General features: G+C 55.3%; 27 protein-coding genes. 19 read left to right on the plus strand and 8 right to left on the minus strand.

All coding sequences use genetic code 11. The features are described 5' to 3' along the window. Window positions 1-5: 5 nt before the first annotated feature. Window positions 6-209, minus strand: coding sequence for a SlyX family protein (locus tag KO486_RS01440; protein ID WP_216035448.1), 204 nt, complete (start codon window positions 207-209; stop codon window positions 6-8). Between the two features lie 117 nt (window positions 210-326). On the opposite strand from KO486_RS01440, the gene hisS reads away from it, so the two are divergent. The 3 genes from hisS to hisG are packed head-to-tail and all read left to right on the plus strand — an operon-like array spanning window position 327 to window position 3,588. Next, the gene (gene hisS, locus KO486_RS01445; protein WP_216035449.1) at window positions 327-1,814 is read left to right on the plus strand and encodes a histidine--tRNA ligase; all 1,488 of its coding nucleotides are present in this window, start codon (window positions 327-329) and stop codon (window positions 1,812-1,814) included. Further along, window positions 1,811-2,899: an ATP phosphoribosyltransferase regulatory subunit gene (locus KO486_RS01450; protein ID WP_216035450.1), complete on the plus strand. Its 1,089-nt coding sequence runs from the start codon at window positions 1,811-1,813 to the stop codon at window positions 2,897-2,899. Before hisS ends, KO486_RS01450 begins: the two co-directional genes overlap by 4 nt. Continuing rightward, window positions 2,896-3,588, plus strand: a complete 693-nt coding sequence (gene hisG / locus KO486_RS01455; RefSeq protein ID WP_216035451.1) for an ATP phosphoribosyltransferase — start codon at window positions 2,896-2,898, stop codon at window positions 3,586-3,588. Before KO486_RS01450 ends, hisG begins: the two co-directional genes overlap by 4 nt. Before the next feature lie 25 nt (window positions 3,589-3,613). On the opposite strand, the gene KO486_RS01460 is transcribed toward hisG, so the two are convergent. Then, window positions 3,614-4,045, minus strand: coding sequence for a DUF1489 domain-containing protein (locus KO486_RS01460; RefSeq protein WP_216035452.1), 432 nt, complete (start codon window positions 4,043-4,045; stop codon window positions 3,614-3,616). A gap of 68 nt (window positions 4,046-4,113) precedes the next feature. Here KO486_RS01460 and KO486_RS01465 point away from each other — a divergent pair, with 68 nt between their 5' ends. Further along, window positions 4,114-6,375: an adenosylcobalamin-dependent ribonucleoside-diphosphate reductase gene (locus KO486_RS01465; RefSeq protein ID WP_216035453.1), complete on the plus strand. Its 2,262-nt coding sequence runs from the start codon at window positions 4,114-4,116 to the stop codon at window positions 6,373-6,375. A gap of 849 nt (window positions 6,376-7,224) precedes the next feature. Next, complete coding sequence (locus KO486_RS01470) at window positions 7,225-8,376, plus strand: amidohydrolase (RefSeq protein ID WP_216035636.1); 1,152 nt, start codon at window positions 7,225-7,227, stop codon at window positions 8,374-8,376. 70 nt (window positions 8,377-8,446) lie between these two features. Here the strand turns inward: KO486_RS01470 and KO486_RS01475 are convergent, their stop codons facing one another. Then, window positions 8,447-9,046, minus strand: coding sequence for a dihydroxyacetone kinase subunit L (locus KO486_RS01475; RefSeq protein WP_216035454.1), 600 nt, complete (start codon window positions 9,044-9,046; stop codon window positions 8,447-8,449). Between the two features lie 3 nt (window positions 9,047-9,049). Then, window positions 9,050-10,045, minus strand: coding sequence for a dihydroxyacetone kinase subunit DhaK (locus KO486_RS01480; protein ID WP_216035455.1), 996 nt, complete (start codon window positions 10,043-10,045; stop codon window positions 9,050-9,052). A gap of 143 nt (window positions 10,046-10,188) precedes the next feature. On the opposite strand from KO486_RS01480, the gene KO486_RS01485 reads away from it, so the two are divergent. Beyond that, window positions 10,189-10,956 carry an IclR family transcriptional regulator gene (locus tag KO486_RS01485; protein ID WP_216035456.1) on the plus strand — a complete coding sequence of 256 codons (768 nt, stop codon included), beginning with the start codon at window positions 10,189-10,191 and terminating at the stop codon, window positions 10,954-10,956. An 8-nt stretch (window positions 10,957-10,964) separates the two neighbouring features. Here KO486_RS01485 and KO486_RS01490 read toward each other — a convergent pair whose 3' ends face one another. Both KO486_RS01490 and KO486_RS01495 read right to left on the minus strand, forming a co-directional pair. Further along, on the minus strand, window positions 10,965-11,309 hold the full coding sequence (locus tag KO486_RS01490; RefSeq protein ID WP_216035457.1) for a cupin domain-containing protein: 345 nt from the start codon (window positions 11,307-11,309) through the stop codon (window positions 10,965-10,967). Window positions 11,310-11,331: 22 nt separating this feature from the next. Further along, complete coding sequence (locus tag KO486_RS01495) at window positions 11,332-12,642, minus strand: FAD-binding oxidoreductase (RefSeq protein ID WP_216035458.1); 1,311 nt, start codon at window positions 12,640-12,642, stop codon at window positions 11,332-11,334. A 259-nt stretch (window positions 12,643-12,901) separates the two neighbouring features. On the opposite strand from KO486_RS01495, the gene KO486_RS01500 reads away from it, so the two are divergent. Continuing rightward, entirely contained in the window at window positions 12,902-13,855 is a 954-nt protein-coding gene (locus KO486_RS01500; RefSeq protein ID WP_252734489.1) for an ABC transporter substrate-binding protein, read from the plus strand. Window positions 13,856-14,168: 313 nt separating this feature from the next. After that, window positions 14,169-15,056, plus strand: coding sequence for a DMT family transporter (locus KO486_RS01505; protein ID WP_289847951.1), 888 nt, complete (start codon window positions 14,169-14,171; stop codon window positions 15,054-15,056). Window positions 15,057-15,592: 536 nt separating this feature from the next. On the opposite strand, the gene KO486_RS01510 is transcribed toward KO486_RS01505, so the two are convergent. Next, window positions 15,593-16,486 carry a LysR family transcriptional regulator gene (locus KO486_RS01510; RefSeq protein WP_216035461.1) on the minus strand — a complete coding sequence of 298 codons (894 nt, stop codon included), beginning with the start codon at window positions 16,484-16,486 and terminating at the stop codon, window positions 15,593-15,595. A gap of 117 nt (window positions 16,487-16,603) precedes the next feature. Between KO486_RS01510 and KO486_RS01515 the strand changes: the two genes are divergently transcribed. The 11 genes from KO486_RS01515 (at window position 16,604) to KO486_RS01565 (ending at window position 26,092) form a co-directional block, all read left to right on the plus strand. Further along, window positions 16,604-17,398, plus strand: a complete 795-nt coding sequence (locus tag KO486_RS01515; RefSeq protein ID WP_216035462.1) for an ATP-binding cassette domain-containing protein — start codon at window positions 16,604-16,606, stop codon at window positions 17,396-17,398. A 60-nt stretch (window positions 17,399-17,458) separates the two neighbouring features. Further along, a complete protein-coding gene (locus KO486_RS01520; protein ID WP_216035463.1) occupies window positions 17,459-18,229 on the plus strand; it encodes a transporter substrate-binding domain-containing protein in 771 nt (256 codons plus the stop codon). 74 nt (window positions 18,230-18,303) lie between these two features. Further along, entirely contained in the window at window positions 18,304-18,993 is a 690-nt protein-coding gene (locus KO486_RS01525; protein WP_216035464.1) for an ABC transporter permease subunit, read from the plus strand. Between the two features lie 4 nt (window positions 18,994-18,997). Continuing rightward, window positions 18,998-19,783 (plus strand): ABC transporter permease, encoded by a 786-nt coding sequence (locus KO486_RS01530; protein ID WP_216035465.1) that lies wholly within the window; start codon window positions 18,998-19,000, stop codon window positions 19,781-19,783. Between the two features lie 50 nt (window positions 19,784-19,833). After that, entirely contained in the window at window positions 19,834-20,469 is a 636-nt protein-coding gene (locus KO486_RS01535; RefSeq protein ID WP_216035466.1) for a cysteine hydrolase, read from the plus strand. A gap of 75 nt (window positions 20,470-20,544) precedes the next feature. Then, window positions 20,545-21,369 carry an urea amidolyase associated protein UAAP1 gene (locus KO486_RS01540; RefSeq protein ID WP_216035467.1) on the plus strand — a complete coding sequence of 275 codons (825 nt, stop codon included), beginning with the start codon at window positions 20,545-20,547 and terminating at the stop codon, window positions 21,367-21,369. 12 nt (window positions 21,370-21,381) lie between these two features. Further along, entirely contained in the window at window positions 21,382-22,008 is a 627-nt protein-coding gene (locus KO486_RS01545; protein WP_216035468.1) for an urea amidolyase associated protein UAAP2, read from the plus strand. A gap of 3 nt (window positions 22,009-22,011) precedes the next feature. Beyond that, entirely contained in the window at window positions 22,012-23,796 is a 1,785-nt protein-coding gene (gene atzF, locus KO486_RS01550; RefSeq protein WP_216035469.1) for an allophanate hydrolase, read from the plus strand. A gap of 60 nt (window positions 23,797-23,856) precedes the next feature. Continuing rightward, window positions 23,857-24,210, plus strand: a complete 354-nt coding sequence (locus tag KO486_RS01555; protein WP_216035470.1) for a RidA family protein — start codon at window positions 23,857-23,859, stop codon at window positions 24,208-24,210. A 4-nt stretch (window positions 24,211-24,214) separates the two neighbouring features. Next, the gene (locus KO486_RS01560; protein ID WP_216035471.1) at window positions 24,215-25,150 is read left to right on the plus strand and encodes an ornithine cyclodeaminase; all 936 of its coding nucleotides are present in this window, start codon (window positions 24,215-24,217) and stop codon (window positions 25,148-25,150) included. Window positions 25,151-25,768: 618 nt separating this feature from the next. Beyond that, a complete protein-coding gene (locus KO486_RS01565; RefSeq protein ID WP_216035472.1) occupies window positions 25,769-26,092 on the plus strand; it encodes a hypothetical protein in 324 nt (107 codons plus the stop codon). Between the two features lie 98 nt (window positions 26,093-26,190). On the opposite strand, the gene KO486_RS01570 is transcribed toward KO486_RS01565, so the two are convergent. Beyond that, entirely contained in the window at window positions 26,191-26,517 is a 327-nt protein-coding gene (locus tag KO486_RS01570; RefSeq protein ID WP_216035473.1) for a hypothetical protein, read from the minus strand. Window positions 26,518-26,572: the final 55 nt, after the last annotated feature.

A 26,572-nucleotide genomic window follows, 5' to 3' on the forward strand; every position in this document is an offset into this window, starting at 1 on the left:
GTCGTTTAGTAGTGTGGTGGCCGTTGGTCGGCCAAGGGCACGGAACTGCCCGTGTCCATCTCGCGGCTGGCTTCGCGTTCCATCAACATTTTGACGCGGTGGGTCAGTTTGCTGATTTCCGTTTCCTGCCGCGCCACAATATCTGACAGATCGTCGACAGTGCGGTTCAGGTGGGCCAGTTGTTCTTCTAGGTGTGTTTGATTGCTCATACTGCTCATTAAGGGGCGTTAGGGCAATTTGCCAACCGCTTTCTTGGCCCCGCTGTTGCGTGGGGGCAGCGGGCGGGGTAAAGCGCGGGGGATATTATCCAACGAGCGGAGCCTCTCATGGCCAAGCAGAAAAAAACCCAACGTCCAAAGGCGCAAACCCCAAAGGGTTTCCGCGATTATTTCGGAGCAGAGGTCGCACAGCGCACAGAAATGTTGCGTGTGATTGCTGGGGTTTATCATCGTTACGGGTTTGAGGCGCTTGAGTCGGCGGCTGTTGAAACCGTCGAGGCGCTGGGCAAGTTCCTGCCGGATGTAGATCGTCCCAATGAGGGCGTGTTCGCATGGCAAGAAGAAGATGAAAACGACAACGGCGATTGGCTGGCCCTGCGGTATGATCTGACGGCGCCTTTAGCCCGTGTTTTCGCGCAGCACCGCAATGATTTGCCGACCCCCTATCGCCGCTTTGCGATGGGTCCGGTTTGGCGCAACGAAAAGCCGGGACCGGGGCGGTTCCGTCAATTCTATCAGTGTGATGCGGATACGGTCGGCAGCGGTAACGTTGCCGCAGATGCCGAGATTTGTGCGATGCTGGCGGATACGCTTGAGGCCGTTGGTATTGATCGCGGTGATTACGTTGTGCGGATCAACAACCGTAAGGTTCTGAACGGCGTATTAGAGGTCATGGGCCTGTCTGATGACGACCAAAAAGCCAACGTTCTGCGCACCATCGACAAGTTCGACAAGGTCGGCGAAAGCGGCGTGCGTGAATTGCTGGGCAAAGGGCGCTTGGATGCGTCTGGCGCTTACATTGACGGTGTCGGTCTGAGCGATGCACAGGCCGAACCTGTTGTCGCGTTTCTGACATCTAAAGCGGACAATACGGCGGGCACTTTGGCGAACCTTCGCGCCGCGATTGGCGACAGTGAAGTGGGCGCAAAGGGTGTCGAAGAACTCCAGAGCATGGCCGACCTTCTCGCCGCAGGTGGCTACGGCCCTGATCGCATCGTCATCGACCCATCCGTTGTGCGCGGTCTCGGTTATTACACGGGCCCTGTGTTCGAGGCCGAGCTGACGTTCGAAATCAAAGACGACAAAGGCCGTCCACGGTCTTTCGGGTCCGTTGCTGGTGGCGGACGTTATGATGACTTGGTGAAACGCTTCACGGGCCAAGAGGTTCCGGCGACGGGCATTTCCATCGGTGTAGACCGTTTGCTGGCGGCCTTGCACATGAAGGGTCGCTTAGACACGGACACCACGGGGCCTGTTGTGGTCACGGTCATGGATAAGCACCGCATGGCAGATTATCAGGCGATCGTGTCCGAGCTGCGCAATGCGGGCATTCGGGCTGAGGTTTACCTTGGCAATCCAAAAAGCTTTGGCAATCAGTTGAAATACGCGGACCAACGCAACAGCCCAATCGCCATCATCCAAGGCGGCGATGAGCTGGAGGCAGGCACGTTGCAAGTCAAAGACCTGATCCTTGGCGCGAAGATCGCTGAAACGGCGTCGCAGGAAGAATGGAGCGAACGTCCGCAACAGTTTGAAATCCCACGCGCCGAGCTTGTTGAACGGATCAAGGCGCTCTTGGACGAGCAGAACCAGTGAGCACAGACAGCCAAGCCCTATGGACCCGTGCGCGGGTCTTTCAAGATAAGTTCGCAGCCCTTGGGGCTGTGGTAACGGACGCCGATGTTCTGCAGCCTGCCGGCACTTTGCTAGACCTTTACGGCGAAGACATCCGCGCGCGGGCCTTTACCACCCATGACGCATTGCGCGGCGAGCTGATGATGCGGCCCGATTTCACGGTGCCAATCGTGCAGCAACATATGGCCATTGGCGCGGAACCTGCACGATATACCTACGTTGGCAAAGTGTTCCGTCAACAGGAACAAGATGAAAGCCGCCGGACCGAGTATGTGCAGGTCGGTTATGAGGTTTTTGACGGGTCTAACCCCGCCGCTGCAGATGCCGAAGTGTTTGCTGCCATGGCCGAGTTGTTGAACGATCTTCCGGTTACCGCGTCCACGGGCGATATTGGTATTTTGCGGGCTGCTGTTCAGGGGCTTGCAACAACGGACCGCCGTCGTGCGGCGTTGATGCGCCATCTTTGGCGGCCGCGTCGCTTCAAGGCTTTGTTGGATCGTTTTGGCGGGCGCACGCCGATGCCCGCAAGCCGCGCCGCACTTTTGGAACAGGCGGACCCGATGGCGGACTTGCCGCCATTGCTGGGATTGCGGACGGAATCTGAAATCGCGCTGCGGATTGACGCTTTGCGTGATGATGCGTCCTCTGACCCCATTTCAAACGTCGAACGCGATTTGATGGATGCTTTGCTGAAAGTGCGTGAAACTGCGCCAAATGCCTTGACCGCCTTGCGCGATATTTCTGTTGATCTGCCGTCGATTGGCGTTGCAGTTGATCGTCTGGCCGCACGGCTGGACGCATTGTCCGCGCGTGGCATCGATGTGGATGCCTTGCCGTTTGAGGCCTCTTATGGCCGCACGTCGATGGAATACTACGATGGGTTCGTATTCGGGTTTGCCGCGGATGCCGAGCTGAACTTGCCGCCTGTCGCAACAGGGGGGCGCTATGATGCGCTGACCACTGTGCTTGGGGGCGGAACAGGCGTGCCAGCCGTGGGCGGCGTGATCCGTCCTGATCTCGTGGCCATCGCGGAGGGCGCGCAATGACGTTGAAATTGGGTGTGCCGTCTAAGGGGCGGCTAATGGACAAAACCTTTGATTGGTTCGCAGCGCGGGGTGTCACCCTTCGCAAGTCCGGATCAGATCGCGAATATGCGGGTGCTGTCGATGGCATCGACGGGATCGAACTGGTGTTGCTGTCGGCGGGTGAAATCCCGCGCGAGCTGGATGCAGGGCGCATTCATCTTGGCGTGACGGGATCGGACCTTGTGCGCGAAAAACTGTCGTCTTGGGACCAACGTGTGGTTGAGATTGCGAAGATGGGATTTGGTGGGGCGGATTTGATTATCGCTGTGCCGAACGCTTGGATCGATGTGGATACCTTGGATGATCTAGACGCCGTTGCAGCCGCGTTTCGCGCCAACCACGGGTTCCGCCTGCGGATTGCCACGAAATACCACCGTCTGGTGCGGGATTTTCTGCGCGAAAACGGGGTGGCCGATTACCAGCTGATCGACAGCCAAGGCGCGACCGAGGGAACCATTCGCAACGAAACCGCCGAAGCCGTGGCTGACATTACATCAACCGGAGAGACTCTGCGTGCGAATGGGTTGAAAATTCTCAGCGATGGGATGATCCATTCAAGCCAAGCGACGTTGTTTCGGGGGCGCCGTCGGGGATGGACGCAAGAGCAACGCAATACGCTTAAGGCGTTGGACGAAAAGCTGTCCGACTAAACACAGGGTGGCTGGGTCAGAGAGATCAAAGAACGCCGATTTCAGCGAGAGCGGCGCTCAGAGTCTCGGGCAAAGCCTCTTCAGCTTCGCGACCTTGCGGTAAATCCATCGGGGCGTCTTCGGGCTTAAGATACCGCCAACCTTGGAACGGGCGCTTGAGTGTTGGCACAACGCGAATGAGTTCAGGGTCCAGCACAATTGCACAACGCCGGATGCCGTCCGCGCCAATAACTTCATCAAGACGCAGCACTTTTTGTCGGCAGGCAAGTTGCCCCTTAATGACCCAATAAATTGACCCACCACCAAGGATTTCTGCCTCGCGTTTGGGCCACATACGGGTTACGTGACGTGGAAGCCCATCTGTCGTTTGGGCACGTTTCTCGTCTTGCCACAGAGTGAGATCTGAGACATTTTCCGTGCCAACGGACAGCTTCTGTAAATGAAGTATGTTCTTCAAAAGTTCCCCCTACATATGGTAGGGTAAGACCTTCTTAATGATTCTGCTACCATCCCAAAGGACCCGCCATGACCCGCTTTGCTGCCCCTATTGCCGAACAAATCTGGGACATGAAATACCGCCTGAAAGAGGGTGATGGCACACCGATTGATGCCACCGTCGAAGACACTTGGACACGTGTCGCGAAATCCTTGGCCAGCGTTGAAAAAAAGCCGAGCGAATGGGAACCGAAGTTCTACAAAGCGCTTGAGGATTTCCGCTATCTGCCGGCTGGTCGTATCACGGCCGGGGCAGGGACGGACCGTGCAGTGACGCTGTTCAACTGTTTTGTCATGGGTACAATCCCCGACACGATGTCGGGTATTTTCGACAACCTGCGCGAGGCGGCTTTGACGATGCAGCAGGGCGGCGGGATCGGGTATGATTTCTCGACCATTCGCCCCAAAGGTGCTGTCGTTAAAGGTGTGGCCGCGGATGCGTCTGGCCCGCTGTCTTTCATGGATGTGTGGGACGCGATGTGCCGTACGATCATGTCCGCTGGGTCACGTCGTGGCGCTATGATGGCAACGATGCGCTGTGACCACCCTGATGTAGAAGATTTCATTACCGCCAAATCGGACGCTGCACGTCTGCGGATGTTCAATATGTCCGTCCTTGTAACGGACCCGTTCATGGAGGCCGTAAAGGCCGACCAGCCTTGGGATTTGGTCTGGGACGGTGCGACCGTGCGTACGGTGCAGGCCCGTGAATTGTGGGACAGCATCATGTCGTCCACCTACAGCCACGCCGAACCGGGTGTAATTTTCATCGACCGTATCAACGAGATGAACAACCTCAACTATGTGGAAACCATTGCCGCGACGAACCCTTGTGGGGAACAGCCTTTGCCGCCCTATGGCGCGTGTCTGCTTGGTTCGATTAACCTTGCAAGACTGGTGCATTTCCCGTTCGAGGACGCCGCGCAGGTCAAAGAAGATGAGCTCACAGAGCTGGTCGCCACCGCCGTTCGCATGATGGACAACGTAGTTGATGCGTCAAAGTTCCCGCTCGAGGCGCAGGCCAAAGAGGCCGCAGCAAAGCGGCGGATCGGGCTTGGCGTGACAGGTCTTGCGGATGCTCTGCTTATGGTTGGTTTGCGCTATGGGTCGGAAGAAGCGGCGCGTCAGACGGAAGTCTGGATGAAAGCGATCGCACGCGCCGCGTATCTGGCGTCGGTTGACTTGGCTAAGGAAAAAGGCGCGTTCCCGTTGTTTGATGCGGACCAATATTTGGCGTCCGGCAATATGTTGCAGATGGATGACGACGTGCGCGACGCCATTCGCGAACATGGCATTCGCAATGCCTTGCTGACCTCTGTTGCGCCGACAGGGACGATTTCGCTCTATGCGGGGAATGTGTCCAGCGGGATCGAGCCTGTGTTTGCCTATGCCTACACGCGCAAGGTCTTGCAAAAGGATGGTAGTCGCACCGAAGAAGAAGTCGTGGATTACGCCGTTAAGATGTGGCGCGACCTGCACGGCGATGTTGAATTGCCCGACTATTTCGTCAACGCGCAGACTTTGCCGGCACTAGAGCATGTCCGCATGCAGGCGGCGGCCCAGAAGTGGGTCGATAGCTCGATCTCCAAGACCATCAACGTGCCCGAAGACATTGATTTCCAGTCTTTCAAAGACGTCTACATGGAAGCATGGGACAGCGGCTGTAAGGGCTGCACAACCTACCGTCCGAATGATGTGACAGGGTCGGTTCTGTCGGTCGCTGAGGACCCAAAACCGGAAGTGATCGCTGATCAAAATGCGGGCGATGTAATCTACATGACAGAGCCGCTTGATCGTCCAGGTGAGCTGACGGGGCAGACCTATAAGCTCAAATGGCCAGACAGCGAACACGCGATTTACATCACAGTAAACGACATCCAGCATCAGGGCCAAAGTCGCCCGTTTGAGGTGTTCATCAATTCCAAGAACATGGAACACTTTGCTTGGACTGTCGCATTGACGCGGATGATTTCTGCCGTGTTCCGCCGCGGTGGCGACGTGAGCTTTGTTGTTGAAGAATTGAAGGCCGTGTTCGATCCGCGTGGTGGCGCATGGATGCAGGGTAAATATGTGCCGTCCATTCTCGCGGCGATCGGCGGGGTCATTGAAAAGCACATGGTTTCGACGGGCTTTTTGGCGGGCGAAGGGATGGGGCTGAAGTCAGACCCACATGCGGACGTCGTTCCAATGACACCAAAAGGCAACGCTTGCCCGAGCTGCGGTCAATACACACTACGCATGGTCGAGGGCTGTATGACGTGCTCGGACTGCGGCCATTCAAAGTGTGGCTAGGCTAGACGTTTAGAAATGTTGAATGTGGGACACCCCATAACTTGGCCATTATGGGGTGTTTTTTGACCACTCCGCACAGACCAAATGACCACTGACCTTTGCAAGGTTGGTGGTTTGTCATTAATTTCAACGGCTTATAAGATATTGGGTGTTTGGTTGTTGGGGTTCGATATCCCAAATAGCCTGAATGATCTTGGGCTTGTCATACGCGCCGCTTTGTTCCCTAAATGTTCTCACAGATTCCGGAACCTTTCATATCACACAGCCCGACAGTCATTGATCGTCGGGCGGCAACGCTGGGTATTCCCCGCGTTATGAAAGGCAACCGACATGACCCAATCTCAATCCAAAATCCCGTTTCATAATCTGACCTTCTACGACGACCTGCCCAAAATGCTTGATGTGGAGGCTCGGTTAAAGACGTTCCTCGAGACGACACGCAAAAGGGCGCAGCGGATTGAGATTGAGGCGGGTCGTTTGGCGGAGGAAGACCGGGTGTATCCGTATGGCTTGGTCGATGATGTGGACATGGGGCGCATCAAGCGTCGTGCAGTGTGGTTCCTCGAACGCAAGCAGCTTTCAACTGGCATGCATCACCTTAGCGATGAGAACCGTGTCAGGCTTACATCCCTCAGAGGCGGGTTGCCGGTCGCCCGCGTCGCCACAGAGCACGAAGCCGACGAGATCGCGGCGGCGTTGCACGCCGAGATGCCGTGGATGTCACCCGCAACTGAAGCGGTGTGGCACGGGCTTCGTGCATCGGCGCGCGAGGGGCTGCCGGGGTTTCGTTTTTCTCCGCTCGTTTTGGTCGGTTCCCCTGGGATCGGCAAAAGCCATTGGGCGCACCACATGCTAACAAATCTTGATTTGATGGAACTCACTGAATTTCGCCGAGAGCTTCACCGCTATCCGGAATTGTCTGGGGAAGAAGTAGAAACCGCCCGTAAAATCGCAGATGCGTTGATACCAATGTCACCAACGCGCGTCCTAACTGGTTTAGGTGGGCACGGTGTGGCCGCGGTTTTTGACAGCGGCAAAGATGGGCCAACGGTCCTTTTTCGGGCTGAGCTTGACGCGTTACCAATTCAGGAATGTAACAACATCCAATGGTCGTCGCAGATAAGTGGAAAGAGCCACGTTTGCGGCCATGACGGCCACATGACGATGCTGCTCGCCTTGGGGCGCATGATTTCGCGCCGACCCGTTGCGCATGGGCGTGTCGTTCTCATGTTCCAGCTCGCAGAAGAGGACGGCAGCGGCGCAAAAGCTGTTGTCGCCGATCCGGCCTATCAAGACATTCAGGCAGACTGGGCGATTGCCATTCACATCGAGCCCGGACGGCCGTTTGGATACGTCTCGACCTGTGCTGGACTGATTAACTGCGCTTCATTGGGTCTTAAGATCAAGCTTAGCGGCAAAACCGCCCATGCAGCCGACCCCGAAGATGGCGTTTCTCCGGCACAGGCTGTTGCCGAGTTGATCCCTGCGCTGGATGCTATGGGGCAAGGCGGATCGTTGGATGAAAAATTTAAACTGGTGACGATTGCCCACGTGAAAATAGGCGAACCATCATTTGGCGTTGCACCGGGTGAAGCAGAGGTTTTCGCCACGTTGCGCACAGCGGGCGACGACGGCATGGACCGTCTCGAAACGATGGCGCGCACTCTTGCTATTTCGGTTGCAGAAAAATTCGGACTGATTGTGGATTTTGAGGTGTGCGATAATTTCGCAGCTTCAATCAATGATCCAGAGGCTTACGCCGTGGCGACAAAGGCCATGGATGCAATCGATATCGCTTATGGTGACGCGGGTGTTCCCATGCGCGCCTCAGAAGACTTTGGCGTGTTTGGATGGAACGCCAAGGCCGCAATGCTATGCTTGGGACCAGGCGAAGATTATGCTGCGCTGCACAATCCGGACTACGATTTCCCCGATGATTTGATCCCCATCGGAAGCGCCATCTTTGAACGTATCGCGCGGGATTTGCTGGGAACAGCTTAGCCCTGTTTCAAGTTAAGCTGACCCATAAGCCCTACGGGACTACCCCCTCACGTCGATGATCAACATTGGTTCAAAGCGCCTGAAGCATTTTCTGGATTGCGACCATTCCAGGGTCATCCATGCCGATAGTTTTATCCCCAAAAATGCGCGCGCGGCCGATTCTGTTGGGCTTGTCCCGGAACGAGTACAACGCATCTGTTGCGGCCTCCACGGATGCACTGAGAACAGTGTCGGGCCTGTCCAGTTCGGTACAGGCCCGACGGATGGCCTCAAGGGAATCGAGTATCGTTTTGTCACCCAGACTTGCCCCGCCTCTTTCCATCATTGCATCGATTGCAGTGCCTATAAGATCACTAAGCCGAGACCACGGGATGGTGTCTTCACCCTTGGTTTGTTTCGCAACAGCCATGAGGGAAATGCCCATCAACGTGCCGAACGAGGACCCTGACACCTTTGTCATGGCTTTAGCGGCTTCCATACAAGCGCGACCAAAATCATCCGGAAGGTCATCTGCGATTGCGGCCATGTTGTTAAAACCGTTGACCATTGTGACGCCGAGGTCACCGTCGCCAAGTTTGGCGTCCAGTTCGTTCAGTAAGTCGCCCATAGCGTCCACGTCTTTTTGGATGGCGCGGATCGCGTGGCGCAGGTGGTTGCTTGTCAGACCCATGATTTACCCTTTCCAGAACGGATTGGTTGCAGGCGCGGCAAGTAGTTTTTGCAGGTCATCATCCAGCTTCATCACCGTGATCGACGCGCCAGCCATTTCCATGGACGTGGCGTAGTTGCCGACCAAGGGCTGGACCAGATCAATGCCTTTTCCCTTCAGGATCGACTGGGCCGCGCGAAACAAGATATACAGTTCCTCGTTCGGCGTGGCCCCAAGGCCATTGACCAGCATCGAAACCTTGTCCCCCGTTTTGAGTTCAAGCTCGGGCAAGACATGATCCATCAATTCCGCCACAAGGGCATCCGCAGGCATCAATTTGGTGCGCGACACACCCGGTTCTCCGTGAATCCCCATACCGATTTCCATCTCGTCGTCGGCGATTTCAAACGTCGGCTTGCCCGCTTGCGGTACAACACAGGACCCAAGCGCAACACCGATAGAACGACAGCTGTCAGCGGCCTTTTGCGTCGCCGCCACCACAGCGGCAAGATCGCGGCCTTCGGCTGCGGCGGCCCCGGCGATCTTGACCACATAAACCAGCCCCGCGACTCCGCGTCGTTTTTCAGCTTTGTCTGCTGACGCACTCGCGACGTCATCGGACACAATGACCTGCTGCGCGGTGATATCTTCCATTTCCGCCATTTCGCAGGCCATAGCAAAGTTCATCTTGTCGCCGCCGTAGTTGCCCACAACGCAAACAACGCCGTTGCCATCATCGGCGTGCGTGATCGCTTCAAGCATCGGGTTCATATCCGGTGAGGCAAAGACATCACCAACAGCGCAGGCATCCAATAGCCCATCGCCTACGTAGCCCGCAAAAATCGGCAGGTGGCCGAAACCACCCCCCGACACCACAGCGACGCGCCCTGTGCTGGGCGTCGTCTTGCGCAACATGCGGCCGGTCTCTCCGTCCACTTTGAACACGTCTGGGTGCGCCAACTGCAACCCATCCAGCACTTCATCAACGTAGTTAACAGCTTCGTTCATCAGCTTCTTCATGGGGGCGCCCTTCAGTTCTGGAATATAAAACAAAAGTATCTTAATTCAGAATTTCAGTTGTGAGCAACCCACCTTTGCATCAGCGGCCAAGTTTCTTTCGCAATCACTTGTTCCGAATGACGAAACAAAATACGAACCAGAGCATGCAAAGCTCAATTGTCGCCAAAATCCTGAAACTTCTAACGCTCATCAGTGAAGCACCAAAACCGCTGACGTTTTCGGAAATCGTTGCCGCGAGCGAGATGAACAAGAGCACGATCCACCGTCTTTTGGGGATCTGCATACAGGAACAGATGGTACAGTTTGATAAACAGCGCAAAGCTTACCTGTTAGGTTCCAAGATGTTCGACCTCGTGCGAAATGCCTATAGCGGCTACGACATTCAAGTGATTGCTTTGGACGAAATGCTGCGTCTGCAAGACCTGTTTGATGGCAACGTGACGATCGGCGTGCCGAGCGGTTTGGAGATTGTTTATCTGCGGGTTCTTGAAGCACGATCATCAACGCGGTCAGTGCAGCAACCTGGAATGCGCGAACCGTTCCACTGTTCAGCGTCCGGTAAGGCAATCTTTGCCTACCTGCCGGAAAAATTGGTGGATGCGAAATTGGCTGGGCATGAATTCAAGCGCTTCACGGAACGCACACTTACAAATGCGGGCGCGTTCAAAGAGGCACTTCAAGACGTGCGCAAAGCAGGCTACGCGCAGAATGACCGCGAGGAGTATGATTACTTTGCGGGCATTTCGGCCCCGATTTTCAACTATCTCGGAGAACCGATTGCCGTACTCAACATCTGGTGCGTAGAGGCCCAGCACCCGATGTCTGAAATGGTTGGTTGGGCAGACGAATTGATGGCATCAGCGGCCCGCGTGACGCAATTGATCGGTGGGGTGAAGCCGGATTTAGGCTGAATACCCGTTTAGACTGCGCAGATGAAGAATTGCTTTTTGACGAACGTCTCGACGGTCCACTCGGTCTGCAACCCTTCGTCCAGAACAAAGCCATCCCCTGCCGCTACGGTCACAGATTGCCCGTCTGACGTTTTGATCACAGCGCTGCCTTCAAGGATGTAGCAGTATTCAACGATGCCGTCGTAAGATGCGCGAAACACCCCTGCCGAGCTTTCCCAGATACCTGATTTCAAAGTGTCGCTCTGGCCCGAATACATCAGTTCGACGAACTGTTTCGGCGTCCCACTGATTGTGTCGTCTGTGACATCCTTTTCGGTCCGTGGCGGTGTGTGTTCGCTGAATAACGTAATCATGATATCGTCCTTTTGATCATACCTAACGGCCAAGAATTCTATCCATCCCGTCGCGCAGCGTCATGGCGGGCGCAGCAAGGGGCAGAAGTTTCGATGTGACACCGTGAAATGGAATAGGTTTGACGGGACTGACGGGGAACGGCAATTCATCATCGCGGCCACCCAGTGCTTTATGCACCAGACTGCGCGCCATCACGGACGTCATTGCGATACCACGACCACTAAATCCAAGGCCCGCCAGAACACCGGGCTGGGGTTCATGCAAATGGGGCATCATTTCGGGCGTCACGCCAATTCGGCCTGACCACGAGGTTTCAATTTCGGTTTCGCCCAGTTGCGGGAACACTGTGGTCAGCCCGCGTTGCAACCGTTTCAACCCACCCAATGTTTCCATTTTTTCGGGGTCGCTGCCAACACAGCCGAAAATCAGGCGGTGATCGCGGTCATAGCGGCCAAAATAGATCGCACGGCGGCTGTCGGAAATGGTGACGCCATTGGGCAGCACCGACTTTCGCAAATTGTCGCTCAGCGGTTCCGTGACCAACGCCACGCTGACCATCGGATAAAGCGTTTTGCGCAAGCCCTTTTGTAGATCATCCGTATAGGCATTGGTGGTCAAGATTACCTTCCCTGCCAAAACCGAACCCGTGGGTGTGGTGACCTGCCACTTGTCCCCGACCTGCTCCATGGACTGCACAGGCGCGTTTTCATAAAGTTTCGCACCGAACTGTTGCGCCGTGCGGGCAAATCCGCGCGTTAAGGACAGGGGCTGGACGTGGCCGCCCTTGGGGTGGAACAACGCGAAAGTATACGCCTCTGATCCACAGCGCCGCGCGACCTCTGCGTCTTCAAGGATTTCAATTTGCCCACCAGCTGCGTTCCAGCCTTCGGACAGCGCTCGCAAGGATCGTGCTTGGGACGGGCAATGCGCGGCTTGAACCCAGCCGTTTTGCTGCGCGTCACATTCAATCTCGTAATTGCGGATGTCATCAAACAAATCGTCGGCGCACGAGAGCGTTGTGGCGACAAGCCGTTCTGCAACGCCGCCGCCAAGACGTTGCGCCAGATCATCCGGCGTCGCCCGCCAGATCGGGTTGCACTGCCCGCCACTGCGCCCTGACGCCCCCCAACCAATTTCCTTTGCCTCAAGCAAAGCAACGCTCGCGCCGCTTTGCGCCAGACCAAGGGCGGTGCGCGTGCCAGTCAAACCGCCACCAATGACAACGAAGTCCACCGATACCTGACCCTCCAGCCGCAGCGCCAGTGGTTTTGGCGTCGCGGTGCGCGCCCAATGGATGACATCAATGTTCTCAGGGGCCGGTGACTTTGCCATCTGATGATACTCCAAATTGTTTCGTAATTAGGAACTAAAATTCCACATAAAGAAACATAGGGTCAGTGCCAGAGGCGGTCAATACGTTTCGACGCAGTCCGCGACCTGAGAGAAATGATTTGACCTGCGCTCGATTCTCTCACTAATCTTGCTATGCAAAATACATGTTTCGTAATATGGAACAATCGAACTGCACCAATAGGAGAACGACATGAAACTGAAGACAGTAATGATGAGCGCTGCTGCAAGCGTTGCATTGATGACAAGCGCTACAACTGCGATGGCCGATGGCCATTCAATCACGGTTGCCTATTTCCTTGAATGGCCAATGCCGATGATGGCAGCCAAGGCATCGGGAGCCTACGAAGAAGCGCTTGGCATGGAAGTGAACTGGGTCTCATTTGACACGGGCACAGCTATGTCTGCGGCCATGGCGTCCGGTGACGTCCAAATCGCTGTTTCCCAGGGCCTGCCACCTTTCGTAGTTGCAGTGTCCGGCGGTCAGAACCTTGAGCTTCTGGACGTTGCTGTAAGCTACGCTGAGAACCAGGGCTGCGTTGTCCGTTCCGATCTGGAAATCGACAAAATGAATGCAAGTGAGCTCGCCGGTAAAACTGTTGCCGTGCCTCTTGGTACTGCCGCACACTACAGCTTTATCCGTCACATGGACCATTTCGGTGTTGCTCTCGACAGTTTGTCCATCATTGACATGGACCCACCATCCGGTGCGGCTGCTCTGAGCACTGGCGCAGTTGATTTTGCCTGTGGCTACGGTGGCGGTCTGACATCAATGCTGGAATCTGGCGACGTATTGCTGACCGGTGCTGAAAAGCAGGAAATAGGCATTCTGGTCTTTGACGTCACCTCTGCGCCAGCTGCGTTTGTCGCTGAAAACGCCGACGTCGTTGAGAAATTCCTCGCCGTGACAGCTGCTGCAAACGCAGAGTGGGCCGCGAATCCGTCTGACGAATTGCTGGGAGCGATTGCTCAGCAAGCTGGGATGGATTTGGAAGCTGCCCGCAGCGCAATCTCGACAATGTCCTTCCCCACGATCGATGAGCAGCTTTCCGAAGCATGGCTTGGGGGTAACGCTGCACCTTTCATGAAAGGTGTCGCAGATGTCTTCGTTGAAGCCGGATCCATCGATTCCGCGCTGGACAGCTATGAAGGCGCACTTAATGCAGCGCCACTCGCAGCTGCAGGCGACATGTAAATTCGATTGGCCGAAGGTGTATTTTGCCCATTCGGCCAATCAAACCAAACAAATTTAGGGTTGTGCACCCCTGTGCAACTCCAACTGGCCGGGCACACTGTGTTCGGCCTTTCCTTTTCCCACCGTTACCGGCCTGCTCAGGTGTCGCTCGCCTAAGCAATCAAGCATGGTACATGTTTTAACCAGAAGCCTCACACGGCAGCTTGGCCCTATTGACCGTTCGGGGCGTTTACGCCATTGGCACTAAAACCTCTTGGGTGTGGGTAGCAAAACACCAGTTGTTGCTCATTCTGCCATCGGAATTAGACCACCCATGTACTCAAACGTCGCAACTCATCGCAAAGCGAACCTGCTAGGGAGCGTCTGGATGATCGCTTCGATGGCTATTTTTGCCATCGAGGATGCCTTCGTCAAAGCGGCGTCTATCACGCTGCCCGTCGGTCAAATCCTGATCATCTTCGGCTTGGGCGGGGCGGTTGTGTTTGCGGCTTTGGCGCGCTTGAACAACGAACCATTATTCAACAAAGATGTGCTCTCCCGTCCAATGCGCATTCGCGTCGTTTTTGAGATTGTCGGCCGCCTGTTCTATGTGCTCGCCATCGCAATGACTCCGTTGTCGTCGGCAACCGTCATTTTGCAAGCAACGCCGCTGGTTGTTGTCGCGGGAGCCGCGTTGGTGTTTGGCGAAAAGGTCGGATGGCGCAGATGGTCTGCAATCTTCATCGGTTTGGCTGGCGTCATCGTCATCATTCAACCGGGAACCGATAGCTTTTCAATGCTATCAGTTTTAGCGATTATCGGAATGATCGGTTTTGCAGGTCGTGATTTGGCAAGCAGAGCGGCCCCTGCGACGCTCAGCACTTCTATCCTCGGACTTTACGGTTTCTTATCTATTGTGGTTGCAGGGGTGATGTTTGCAATCTGGCAAGGTGCTTCATTCGTTTCCGTAGATATAAGGGCCTTTTTCTATCTATTGGGAGCGATTGCAGCAGGCGTCGCGGCGTATGCATGCCTTATGAAAGCGATGCGCACAGGCGAAGTATCTGCTGTAACGCCATTCCGGTACACAAGGTTGCTTTTTGGGATCACGATCGGCGTTGTGTTTTTTGGGGAAAGCCTGAGTTCCGCAATGCTGCTTGGGTCCGGACTAATCGTGGTTTCTGGCCTGTTCATTATGTGGCGGCGCAAGACAGTTGGATAGATCCACCATTTGTCGAAAGGTCCACAAAAGGCGCTCGAGACCGAAAAACCCGAAGCCGCCAAATGCATCGCCGCAGCGAAAGTACAGTTTGGATTGGCCCAAAAGACATAGATTGAATGGCAGCTTTGGTGACACAGCCTTCATGACGGGGACAGTCAGCGCCGCGACTGCGAACAAATGCTGCGGCAGCAATAGCTGCAGGTGCACAAGTCCGCTTCGTCCCGCATCTTACAAGTTCATGCACTGTGCAGCGAACGGCGATGTATCCCGATCCGGCCACTCGCGACTGACGCAGCGAAGGTGTCAGGAGAGCCCATTGCGGAAGTGTGGAATTTGCGCTGCACGCGCTCGCAGCGTAGAAAATGGTGCGTGAACTGAAGATTCGGTGCCGCATTGCAGCGAAAAGACCGGTCATTCATATCTCCCGCGGCAAGCATGGGAATTATTCCAAAAATTAACTGATCTTACGCCGTTCAAACAACAGCGACAGTCTTGCCGATTGGAAAAGTCGACAGTGGTTACCGAGCAAGTGCAGGCTAATCTCGTTGATGCTTTGTCTGTTCAAGCAGCCAATTCTTTAAGAATGATGCTGCGGATGACCCCGAGGTATTCTTGTCCAATCCGATTTCGTACCAGATGCAACGAATACTTCGTGGATCCATGCGAACCAGCCGTCCCGACAGTATTTCTCGCTCGCATAGGATCTTGTCGGCAAGGATAACCCCTTCTCCGTCCGCCGCCGCGTCAATTGCGAGAGAAAGATCTGAGTAGACCTTGCCCGCGTTCCAGCCAGTGCTTTCCGGCTCATGGGCCGCATACCATTTATGCCAGGTCTCTTTTCCATTGTCGTGGATGAGAATCGCGCTGCTCCAATCAACTTTGGCATCCTGCGACGAAAGTTTTGCGCTCAAGTGCGGTGTCGCGGCCGGAAAGCCGTCAATCGGAAATAATCTGTCCTTTGTCACACCACGTCCCGGCAACCGGGTCTCAAAGTGAATGACGATATCGGCATGTCCTTCCCCAATCTGTGCCGGAGTCCACGCCGGCCGCAGATCGACGTCTATTCGCGGAAAGAGACTGCAAAATTCGGTTATGCGCTTGCGCAGCCAGAGCGAGGCAATCGCAGGTTCCGCGCTGACAACCACTGTGCCGGTCCGTGTTTTTCGCAGCAGGGTTTCGCTTGCATCTGTCAGCGTTTGCAGCCCGCTCGCGATTTGCGGAAGCAAGGTCCGCCCATTTTCGCTCAACTCGACCCGGTTGCGGTGTCTGATGAAAAGATCGGTTCCGAACCAAAGCTCCAGATTTTTGATATGCTGACTGACAACACTGTGGCTGACGTTCAGTTCGCTTGCCGCTTTGGCAAAACTAGAATGCCGTGCAGCGGCCTCGAAGACCCTAAGTGCATTGAGGTGGCGAAGCGTGTTTCCCATTATTCTAGCGTAGGTAAAAGCTTCGCTGAGCGCAAGTTAAACGCGCTTTCTAGGCTTGGGATTTAGTTGTTAGCCTCGGATCAGCAAATCAGTCACTTAAGCCGCACAGGAACCCGTATGAACGCTGTTTCGACCTCTGCCGACACGAACGTCTCGCTTGGCGTCAATGATCTTCACAAGTCATTCGGAACGCATGAAGTCCTTAAGGGTGTTTCGCTGGAGGCACGCGAAGGTGACGTCATTTCATTGTTGGGCTCTTCTGGATCAGGGAAAAGCACGCTCTTGCGGTGCGTCAATATGCTGGAAACGCCGACATCCGGCCAAATATCCGTCCACGGTGAGGTCATCAAGATGACCCAAGATCGCGGTGGCATAGCCCGGCCCGCGGACCCCAGGCAGGTGGAGCGCATCCGCGCAAGACTGGCAATGGTGTTTCAGTCCTTCAATCTCTGGTCTCACATGACTGTCATGGAAAACGTCATCGCAGGGCCAATCCATGTTTTGAAACAATCGCGCGCCGAGGCCATCGAAAATGCCAAGGGCGTGCTTGAACGCGTCGGCATGTACGAGCGTCGCGACTATTACCCGGCGCATATTTCAGGCGGTCAACAGCAGCGTGCGGCCATTGCCCGCGCGCTTGCCATGGAGCCCGAGGTGATGCTGTTCGATGAGCCGACCTCTGCTCTTGATCCCGAACTTGTGGGAGAGGTTTTGAAAGTCATTCGCTCACTGGCAGAGGAAGGGCGCACCATGTTGGTTGTGACACATGAGATGGCATTCGCACGAGATGTCTCATCCAACGTGATATTCCTCCACCAAGGCCTAATCGAAGAGCAAGGCGTGCCCAAGCAAATGTTCACGGATCCAAAATCCACGCGCTTCAAGGAATTTCTATCCAATACCCGACACTAGGCCGCGAGGCTGTGCAGCACGCATTCACAAACTAAACTAAGTCCACAAAGGGGAAATCAAATGACACTCAAAAACAAACTTCTCGCGTCCACAGTTGGTGCAATTGCACTGATGGCAGGAATGGCGACAGCAGAACCATTGCGGATCGGCGTGGAAGGCGCATACCCTCCGTTCTCGCAAAAGGAAGCTGACGGGTCTTTGTCTGGCTTCGACATCGATATCGCACTTGCCCTGTGCGCAGAGCTGGAACGCGAATGCGAGCTGGTCGAGCAGGAGTGGGATGGCATGATCCCGGCGCTGATCGCAAACAAATATGATGCGATCGTCGCTTCCATGTCGATCACCGAAGATCGCCTTCGCTTGGTCGACTTTTCCGAAAAATATTATCAGACACCATCGCGGTTCGTCGCGGCGGAAGGTGCAACATTCGAACTGACACCAGAAGGTACCGCAGGGCTGAAGATCGGCGTACTGCGCGGCACCACATTGCAATGTCATGTGGAAAAGGCATTCCCTGACGCTGACTTGCGCCTCTACAACACGCAAGAAGATGTGTTTGCAGATCTTGTCGCCGGACGTCTGGACATGCAGTTGAACAATACGCTTCAGGCCATCGACGGTTTCCTCAACACCCCACAGGGTGAAGGGTTCGCGTTTCTTGGCGACAATGTCGATGATCCAGAATGCCTTGGCGAGGGGACCGGCATCGCGGTGCGCAAAGGCGACGAGCTGGCGGCCGAGTTGAGCACGGCAATTGCGGCGATCCGCGCTGATGGCACCTATGCGGCGATCAACGACGCCTATTTCGACGTCGACATTTACGGCGAGTAACCCCGTTACCTGAGCGCGACAGGGAGTCCTCCGGCTTTCCTGTCGCAACTTCTCTCAATGTCTGGACAAAGCAAATGGATGTGATCTTCGAGTACAAACAGATCCTGATCGAGGGCACTTTGGTGACCATCTCGTTGGCTGTTCTGTCGCTGCTTCTGTCTATTGCATTGGGCCTCATGGGGGCCTTTGCAAAACTTTCGCCCAAGCGCGGTGTTCGACGCGCGGGTGAACTCTATACCCTCTTTGTGCGCAGCGTGCCTGATCTTGTCTTAATGATGTTGATCTTCTACGGCGGTCAAACGTTGATGAGCCAAATCGGCGCATTGACCGGCCTTTGGGGCTATATCGACATCAACCAGTTCATCGCCGGTGTGCTGACGCTTGGGTTCATCTTCGGCGCTTATATGTCCGAAACTTTTCGAGGCGCCATCCTTGCTGTTCCGAGCGGCCAGATCGAAGCGGCGAAGGCTGTGGGGATGACACCCAGTCAGGTCTTTCGAATCGTCACCTGGCCGCAAATGGTACGTTTCGCGTTGCCGAGCTTCACCAACAACTGGTTAGTTCTGGTCAAATCTACCGCGCTTGTCTCGGTTATTGGCTTGCACGATCTGGTTTGGAACGCTTTCACGGCGGGACGGTCTACGCACATGCTCTTTAGCTTCATGATCGCTGTTATGGTTATCTACCTGATCATCACTGGTCTGTCTGATGTGATCCTGCGGGCGGTTGACCGCAAGTACGCCGCTGGCGTGAGAAAGGCCTAAGGCGATGGAACCTGAACAGAGTTTTTACGACTACCTGAAGAACATCAGTGAAACTCAGTCACCAATCGATTTTGTCCTGATCTATGACAACCTCGACCGGTTCGTTGACGGCGCGTTGGTCACGTTGCAACTCACATTCCTCGCGCTTCTTGTCGGGGGGATAATCGCGGTGCCGTTGGCCATTGCACGCGCATACCGCAAGCCGTTCCTAAGCCCCGCAATTCGTGTCTACACCTATGTTTTTTGCGGCACGCCGCTTCTGGTGCAGGTTTATCTATTCTACTTCGGCCTTGGCCAGTTCACGGCCGTGCAAGAAAGCTTCCTTTGGGATCCGATCCTCAGCAGCCCGTGGTGGTGCGTGATGATTGCTTTCACCTTGAATACAGCAGCCTATACCACTGAATTTCTGCGCGGTGCGATCGAAACCACACCCCACGGTGAGGTCGAGGCCGCAAAGGCATGCGGCATGTCACCCTATGCGCGGATGCGGCTGGTGGTTCTGCCGAGTGCCTTCCGCCGCGCGCTGCCTGCCTACTCGAACGAGGTCATTTTCACGCTGCACGGCTCCGTGATAGCGAGCACGGTGACGTTGCAAGACCTTTTGGGCGTCGGGCGCTGGCTGAATGGCCGCTATTACCTCGCCTACGAAGGCTTTCTAACCGCGATGGTGTTCTACATGGCCATTGTTTTCATGATCACCTTCGCGTTCCGGCTGGCCGAAAAGCGCTTCCTTGGCCATCTGCGCCCGCGAGAAACACCACAACCCGGCGCAGCAAGAGTTGCCGCCTGAGCCAGACCTCCGCATCCCAATCATATTATCTGTTAACGAAAGGCCTCACTATGACCGCTTCGAAGAAACGTGACCTAATCGAAGGGCGCGCCGCGCTCATCGTCATCGACATCCAGAAATCGACCTTCGCCCCCATTCCTGATGACAAGCGCGCGATTGCCCATATGCCAGACTACGCAGAGCGTATGGCGCGTTCAAAAGAGGCCATAGACAAGGCACGCGAGGTCGGAATTCCGGTGATCTTCATTCAGGAGATCCACCGCGCGAATCTAATCGACATGGGGCGCGAAACCGATGGCGATGAAGATGTTCACTGCCTTGACAGCAACCCACTTACCGCCTTCGCTGAAGAAGAACTCGGCATGCTGCCGGATGATTACCGCATCTCAAAGCGTCGTTATTCCGCGTTTTACGGGACCGACCTGGAAATCCTGCTGAAGGGGCTCAAGGCGGAGACCCTGATCCTAGTGGGCGGCCTGACTGACGTTTGCGTGCATTACACTTTCGTTGACGCCCATCAGGGCGACTATTTCTGCCGCGTAATCGAAAACTGTGTCGCCGGCTCTAGCCTGGAGGCGCATCAGGCATCGCTCAACGCGATGGAATACCTGCAGCACGGCGCGATCCGCACCTTGGATGAAGTCCTGTCCGCGATGGAAAGCAAAGCTGAAACACAGGCCGCTTGATTCAATCTTGAGGGCGGTCAATCCGGGCTGCCCTCAAGATTTCACAATTTTTTCAAATACAAGGAGCCATTCGTCATGACAGTTCAAACCACCCTGAGCACAGGTGAAACGCCGCAGGAGCGGTATGAGAGGCTGAAGTCCGAAGGGAATGGAGAGGGCGGCGATTTTGCCGCGCGGCAGTCTGCCGCCCGCGTCCAACCTGTACCGGCCATTGAGGTGTCATCGGTTATCTATGACGATATCGTGCCGAGCAAAGGGTACTGGCACGGCCGCCTGAAACGCGGCGATGGTTTACGGATTGTAGCCGAAAGCGCGACCGGGGTCGCGGCCTGTTTCTGGCGCAGCGATGAGACCTCTGAACGGTTCAATCCCGGCGACACGATCAAGGTGCAATGGACCAGCGAGATGACCACGGGCCGTGTCCTTTTGTCGGATATGGGGCGCGCAATGGTGTCGATCACCCATGATGATTTCGGACGGTCCGACTGTTTGGCCGGTGTATCCTTGCCCGGGCCTGCGGACGGTGGTGATTGGCAGAGCGGGCGCGAACACTTTCTGCGCGCCGCGTTGAAAAACGGGCTGAGCAAACGCGACGTTGGTCCTTGCATCAGCTTTTTCTCGCCGGTTTCGGTAGACTCTGGCGGACGGCTGTATTGGGAAGATCAAAACAGTAGCGGTCCGTTTACCGTGGATCTGCGCGCCGAGATGGATCTGATTGTGACCCTGTCAAACTCGGCACATCCAATGTCGCCGGATCGCGAGCCGCTGCCCTTGGCAGTAACCCAATTTCTTGCGCCGCCCGCCGCGACAGACGATCTCGCCCGCACCGGGACTGTCGAAGCCCGCCGCGCCTTTGAAAATACCGACGCCCTTTTCGGCGACCGTAAACGCTTGTCATAAGGAGTGACCCAGATGCTCGACGCCCCCAATCACGCGGACAACCACCACATCCCAGCTAACGTCGGCTGGTCTGCGATCATTCGCAAAGGTCAGATGATGCGCATCATCGATCTTGAAGGCCAACAGGCCGTTGATACGCTGTTTTACAGCGCCGACGATACGTCTGAACGTTACTCGGCCCAAGATACCGTCCTTGCTCAAAAGTCCCCCTATGTCACCGAAGGCTCAGTGCTTCTGTCAAATGAAGGCAACCCGATGATGACGGTTGTACGTGATGCCGTTGGGGCGCACGACACCTCTGCCGGGGCGTGTTCTTGTGAGGCCAACACGGTCCGATTTGGCCATGAGGTGCGCCATCTGCACGCGTGCCGCGACAACTTCGTCACAGAGGCCGCCAAGTGGGGCATGGAGAAACGCGACATCGTGGCCAACGTCAACTTCTTCATGAATGTCCCGATTGAGCCCACGGGCGCGCTGGCCATTTCCGACGGGCTGTCTGCCCCCGGCAATTCTCTGGATCTGCGCGCAGAGATGGATGTGATCTGCCTGATTTCCAACTGCCCGCAGATCAACAATCCCTGCAACGGGTTCAACCCGACGCCGGTTAACGTGCTGATCTGGACGCCTGAGGAAGACTGACCCATGGATTTACGCCTTTGCGAACTCGCCCGCCGTTATGCAGGCGGTGAAACCGTCACCTTTGTGATGAAACAGGTCCTTGCCGACTGTGACGCCTACAGCGACCCAGCGGTTTTCATCAAACGGCTGGATCAAGCTGATGTTCTGGCGCGTTCAGCAGAATTGGACGCTATCGATCCCGCAGACCGCGGGCGACTTCACGGCGTTCCCTTTGCAGTGAAAGACAATATCGATGTGGCCGGATTACCGACCACGATGGGCATGGCAGGCGAACAGCCCATAGCCGAACGTACTGCGACGGCGGTGCAACGCGTGCTCGATCAAGGGGCCGTTCTGATTGGAAAGACCAATTTGGATCAGTTCGCTACGGGGCTGGTTGGTGTCCGATCACCTTATGGCGCACCCCATTCGGTGTTTGATGAAAAGATGATTTCGGGAGGCTCCAGTTCTGGATCGGGCGTCTCGGTTGCGGCGCATCTGGTTAGCTTTTCTTATGGCACAGATACCGCAGGATCAGGTCGCGTTCCGGCGGCGTTCAACAATATCGTCGGGGTCAAGCCAACCAAAGGCATGGTTCCGACCACGGGCGTGTTCCCTGCCAACAAAAGCCAGGATTGCCTGTCGGTTTTTGCGCTGACCGCGAAGGATGCCGATATGGTGCGTGGCATCATTTCAGGTGTAGACGGGGTAGACCCCTTTGCACGTGACGCCGCACCCGTAGGTTTGCCACAAGACAGCCTTCGCATTGGTGTGCCAAGCGCCGCTTCGCTTGAATTCTTTGGCGACACACAGGCCGAGGATAACTACGCCGCCGCCTGTGCAGACCTCTCAAAAGCTGGCTACACACTTGTCCCGTTTGACTTTGACCCCTTCGCCGCAACCGCCCGTATGCTCTACGGCTCGGCTTGGGTGGCTGAGCGTACCCATGCCCTGAAACCTTGGCTTGATGCATCGCCTGATCCACTGCACCCAATCACCCGCGAGATTGTCGAGGACGGTTTGCAATACAGCGCTGTTGATACGTTCGATGCGATATACAAAGCTGCCGAAGCGAAAGTCGCTCTTGATGTGGTTTGGAACGACATCGACGTGATGTGCGTGCCAACCACGCCGTCGTTCTATTCCTTGGCGGAACTGGAGGCTGAGCCAATCCAGCTCAACAAACAACTTGGCTATTACACCAACTGCGTCAATCTGCTGGACTACGCAGCGATCGCTGTTCCGGCGGGGTTCCGCACAGACGGCTTACCCGCAGGTGTCACTCTCGTTGCACCGGCCTTCACGGATGCAGCACTTGCCCGCCTCGGAGGACAAATCCATCAGCTTTTGTCTACAACCACCGGGCGGGACCGCCTTACCATTGCTGATCAGGACACGCCGGACGCAGCGGATGAGTCCTACATAGACATCGCCGTTGTCGGCGCTCATTTGAAGGGTATGCCTTTGAACAGCCAGCTTACAGAACGGGATGGTGTTCTGCGTGAAACCGTTCAAACCTCATCGGAATACAGGCTGTTTGCGCTTGCCGATACAACGCCGCCCAAGCCTGGGCTTGTACGTGATCCCGAAAGTGGCGGGGCCGGTATTGAGCTGGAAATCTGGAGGCTCCCTGAAAGCACACTGGGTGGCTTCCTCAAACTCATTCCTGCGCCGCTTGGCTTGGGGACAATTATGCTTTCCGACGGGCGACAGGTGAACGGATTTATCTGTGAGAGCCGTGCATTAGGAAATGCCGTGGACATCACAGAATATGGAGGTTGGAAGACCTACCTTTCTAAGACGGCATAGCGCGGTCAGGCAACCCGCTCATCTCCCTCCCCGAACTTACGGCAACAGAAAGTAACTTCTATGACAACTCCTATATCCCGTTCGCATACCAACGCGCGAATGTCCCAGATCGTTACACATGGTGATACGATCTACTTGGCTGGGCAGGTTGGCACCCCAAATGAGAGCGTCGCACAACAGACGCGCGATTGCCTTGCTTCGATCGAAAAACTGCTAGCCGAGGCCGGATCGGATCTGTCGCATATGCTTCAGGCGACGATATGGCTGGCAGACATGGCTGACTTCGACGAAATGAACGCAGCTTGGGACGCATGGGTCCCTGAAGGCCAGGCACCGACCCGCGCCTGCGGCGAGGCACGCCTTGCCACACCGGACTACAAAGTTGAGATCATTCTGACCGCCGCACGGAAGTAATGGGATGACTGCCAGTATCCCGGTCATTGATGCAACGTCTCTTCCAGCTGGTTTTGGTTGGAAAAATGCGGTTGATGCAATTGCGAACGGGCACGAGCGGAGCCCTGCGAAAATCACCGATCAGTTCTTAAGCCGTGATCGTGATAGCTTCGTAAACCGTGCTGCGTGGATTAATGATTTCGGAATCGGAGTGAAATCCTTCACCGTTTTTCCTGAAAATGCCCAAGTTCAAAGACCGTCCGTACAGGGCGCAATGCTGATCTTCGACGATAAAACAGGCGCACCACTTGCCGTTGTCGATAGTGGTTTGGTGACTTACTGGAAAACGGCGGCAGACTCTGTCTATGGCGCGTCTTTGCTGGCCCGCACTGACAGCAAGACCCTTTTGATTATCGGGGCCGGCGTCGTCGCGAACAGTCTCGTCGACGCTTATTCAACGCTTTTCCCAGATTTGGCGCACATAATGATTTGGGGGCGGTCCCCTGAAAAAAGCCGCGCATTGGCGTTACGGCACGCCGGCCAAAAAGCAAAGGTTGAGGCGATTACCGATCTGGAAGCTGGCGTGAAGCAGGCCGACATTATTTCGACCGCGACAATGTCACAAAACCCGATCCTATTGGGGAAATGGGTTGCGCCCGGCACACATGTCGACCTGATTGGGGCATTCAAGTCTGACATGCGTGAAGCAGATAATGAATTGCTTGGTCGCGCACAAATATGTGTGGACAGCTTTGAAACCACGCTTGATCATATCGGCGAGCTGCTGATCCCGCTGCGGGAGGGCACGATTTCCAGGTTGGATGTGGTGGGTGACCTCTATGATCTGACCCAGAAACAAGTTGGCAGGCCTTCACGTGATACCACCACCGTGTTCAAAAACGGCGGCGGTGCGCATCTTGATCTGATGATTGCTAAGGCTTTGTTCGACTGGCACAGGTGATCGACGAAGCTGTTGCTGCTCAAGCCAAGACCTATTGATCTTGAAAAGTGACGCGAGCGGATGCCCTTGTGCAGCGCGAGTAACTGCTGCGCACCTATCAGGTCGGCTTTTCTCGCGGTCGGTTCCATTATCGCAACTCTCCCGGCTCAATTCTATCCTGTGAACGCTCATTGCTACACATGAAAGAAAATGCTGCATGAACAATAGGCACGATTGCACAAGTCCGGCTTGTCCCGCGACATGATTTTTGAGCGATCATGCCGCGAAAGGTTGGTTTGGTCTTACCTAGTTTTGTCGCTCTGAATGGCTGGTTCGGTGAAACCTGCTTCGCTTCCAAAAGCCCGCCGCTGCACATGCGAAGGAATGCTGCGTCGGCAATGGCTGCACAAGCAAAAGGCGGGTTTGTCCCACGAACCGTGAATTCACCGCACGTCTGATGTTGCAGTTGCGGCGAAGGTCCGGTCTGACGGGCCTCAGCGCTGCATACTCGAAATAAGGCGAACGGCAACTAAGCGGTCACCGTAAAAATTCCTCTGTGCAGGGTTGCTCCGGTAGCCAAATGGCTGAAACAACGCTTTATGACTTCCCTAACCTATGCACTTGAATGGAGTTTGAGATATGATCCGGATCAATACCCCCGACGGACCCATTGATGCGGAAGCGGAAATCAGAGGCATTCCGATCAACCCTTTGAACCCACCGACAATGGAACACGTTGCTCCAATCCGGCGCTGGGAGAACGGTTCAGAACGTGTCTGGGCAAGGCAACCTTGGATTGTCGAAGTCAGCGGCGGATTTCAGGTCTTTTGCATCCAACCGGCCCAGACTTACCCTACTTCATGGGGAGTGTTCGAAACACTGCAGAAGGCGGCGTTCTGCATCCTTGACGCGCCTGAGACACCCGTTCAGGTCAGTTGGTTAGAAAGTGATCTTGATTTCTAAGAATGGCAGAATAATTTGGTGCGTGGTGGTAATTAATGTCAGTTATTTGCCTGCGTATCGCCTGCTGGCAGGGCTCACACCAATGCAAAGCGATCCTATCAAATCGCTCGCATTGGCTTGGTAAGGTCTAGCCAGTTCAAATGGGTGACGGCCAGTCCGTGCTCCGCAGCAGAAGTTTCGATCTGGTTACTGGGCATGGTGCTATCATGCGCCACCAGCAGCAGGGTGTCTTTGCCTGCCTCTCGAAGCCTTCCGAAAACGTCGGCCGAAGCTGTTTGTTCAGGCCTATCGTCATCTTTCAGACCGTATTTCAACTCGGCGTAACCTGCGATTAGCTTTTGCAGAAATTCGACGTGAAACCCGTACTGCGCCACGACGCCCTCTATAAGAACGACTGTGTCAAAATACTGGGGAGCAAAGCGCATGAACAATTCTGGATCGGACAAGCTTTGAAAATCCAAGTCTAATGGAACAAGGACA

Source organism: Octadecabacter sp. B2R22 (assembly GCF_018861045.1).
In the GTDB taxonomy this organism is placed as follows: Bacteria; Pseudomonadota; Alphaproteobacteria; order Rhodobacterales; family Rhodobacteraceae; genus Octadecabacter.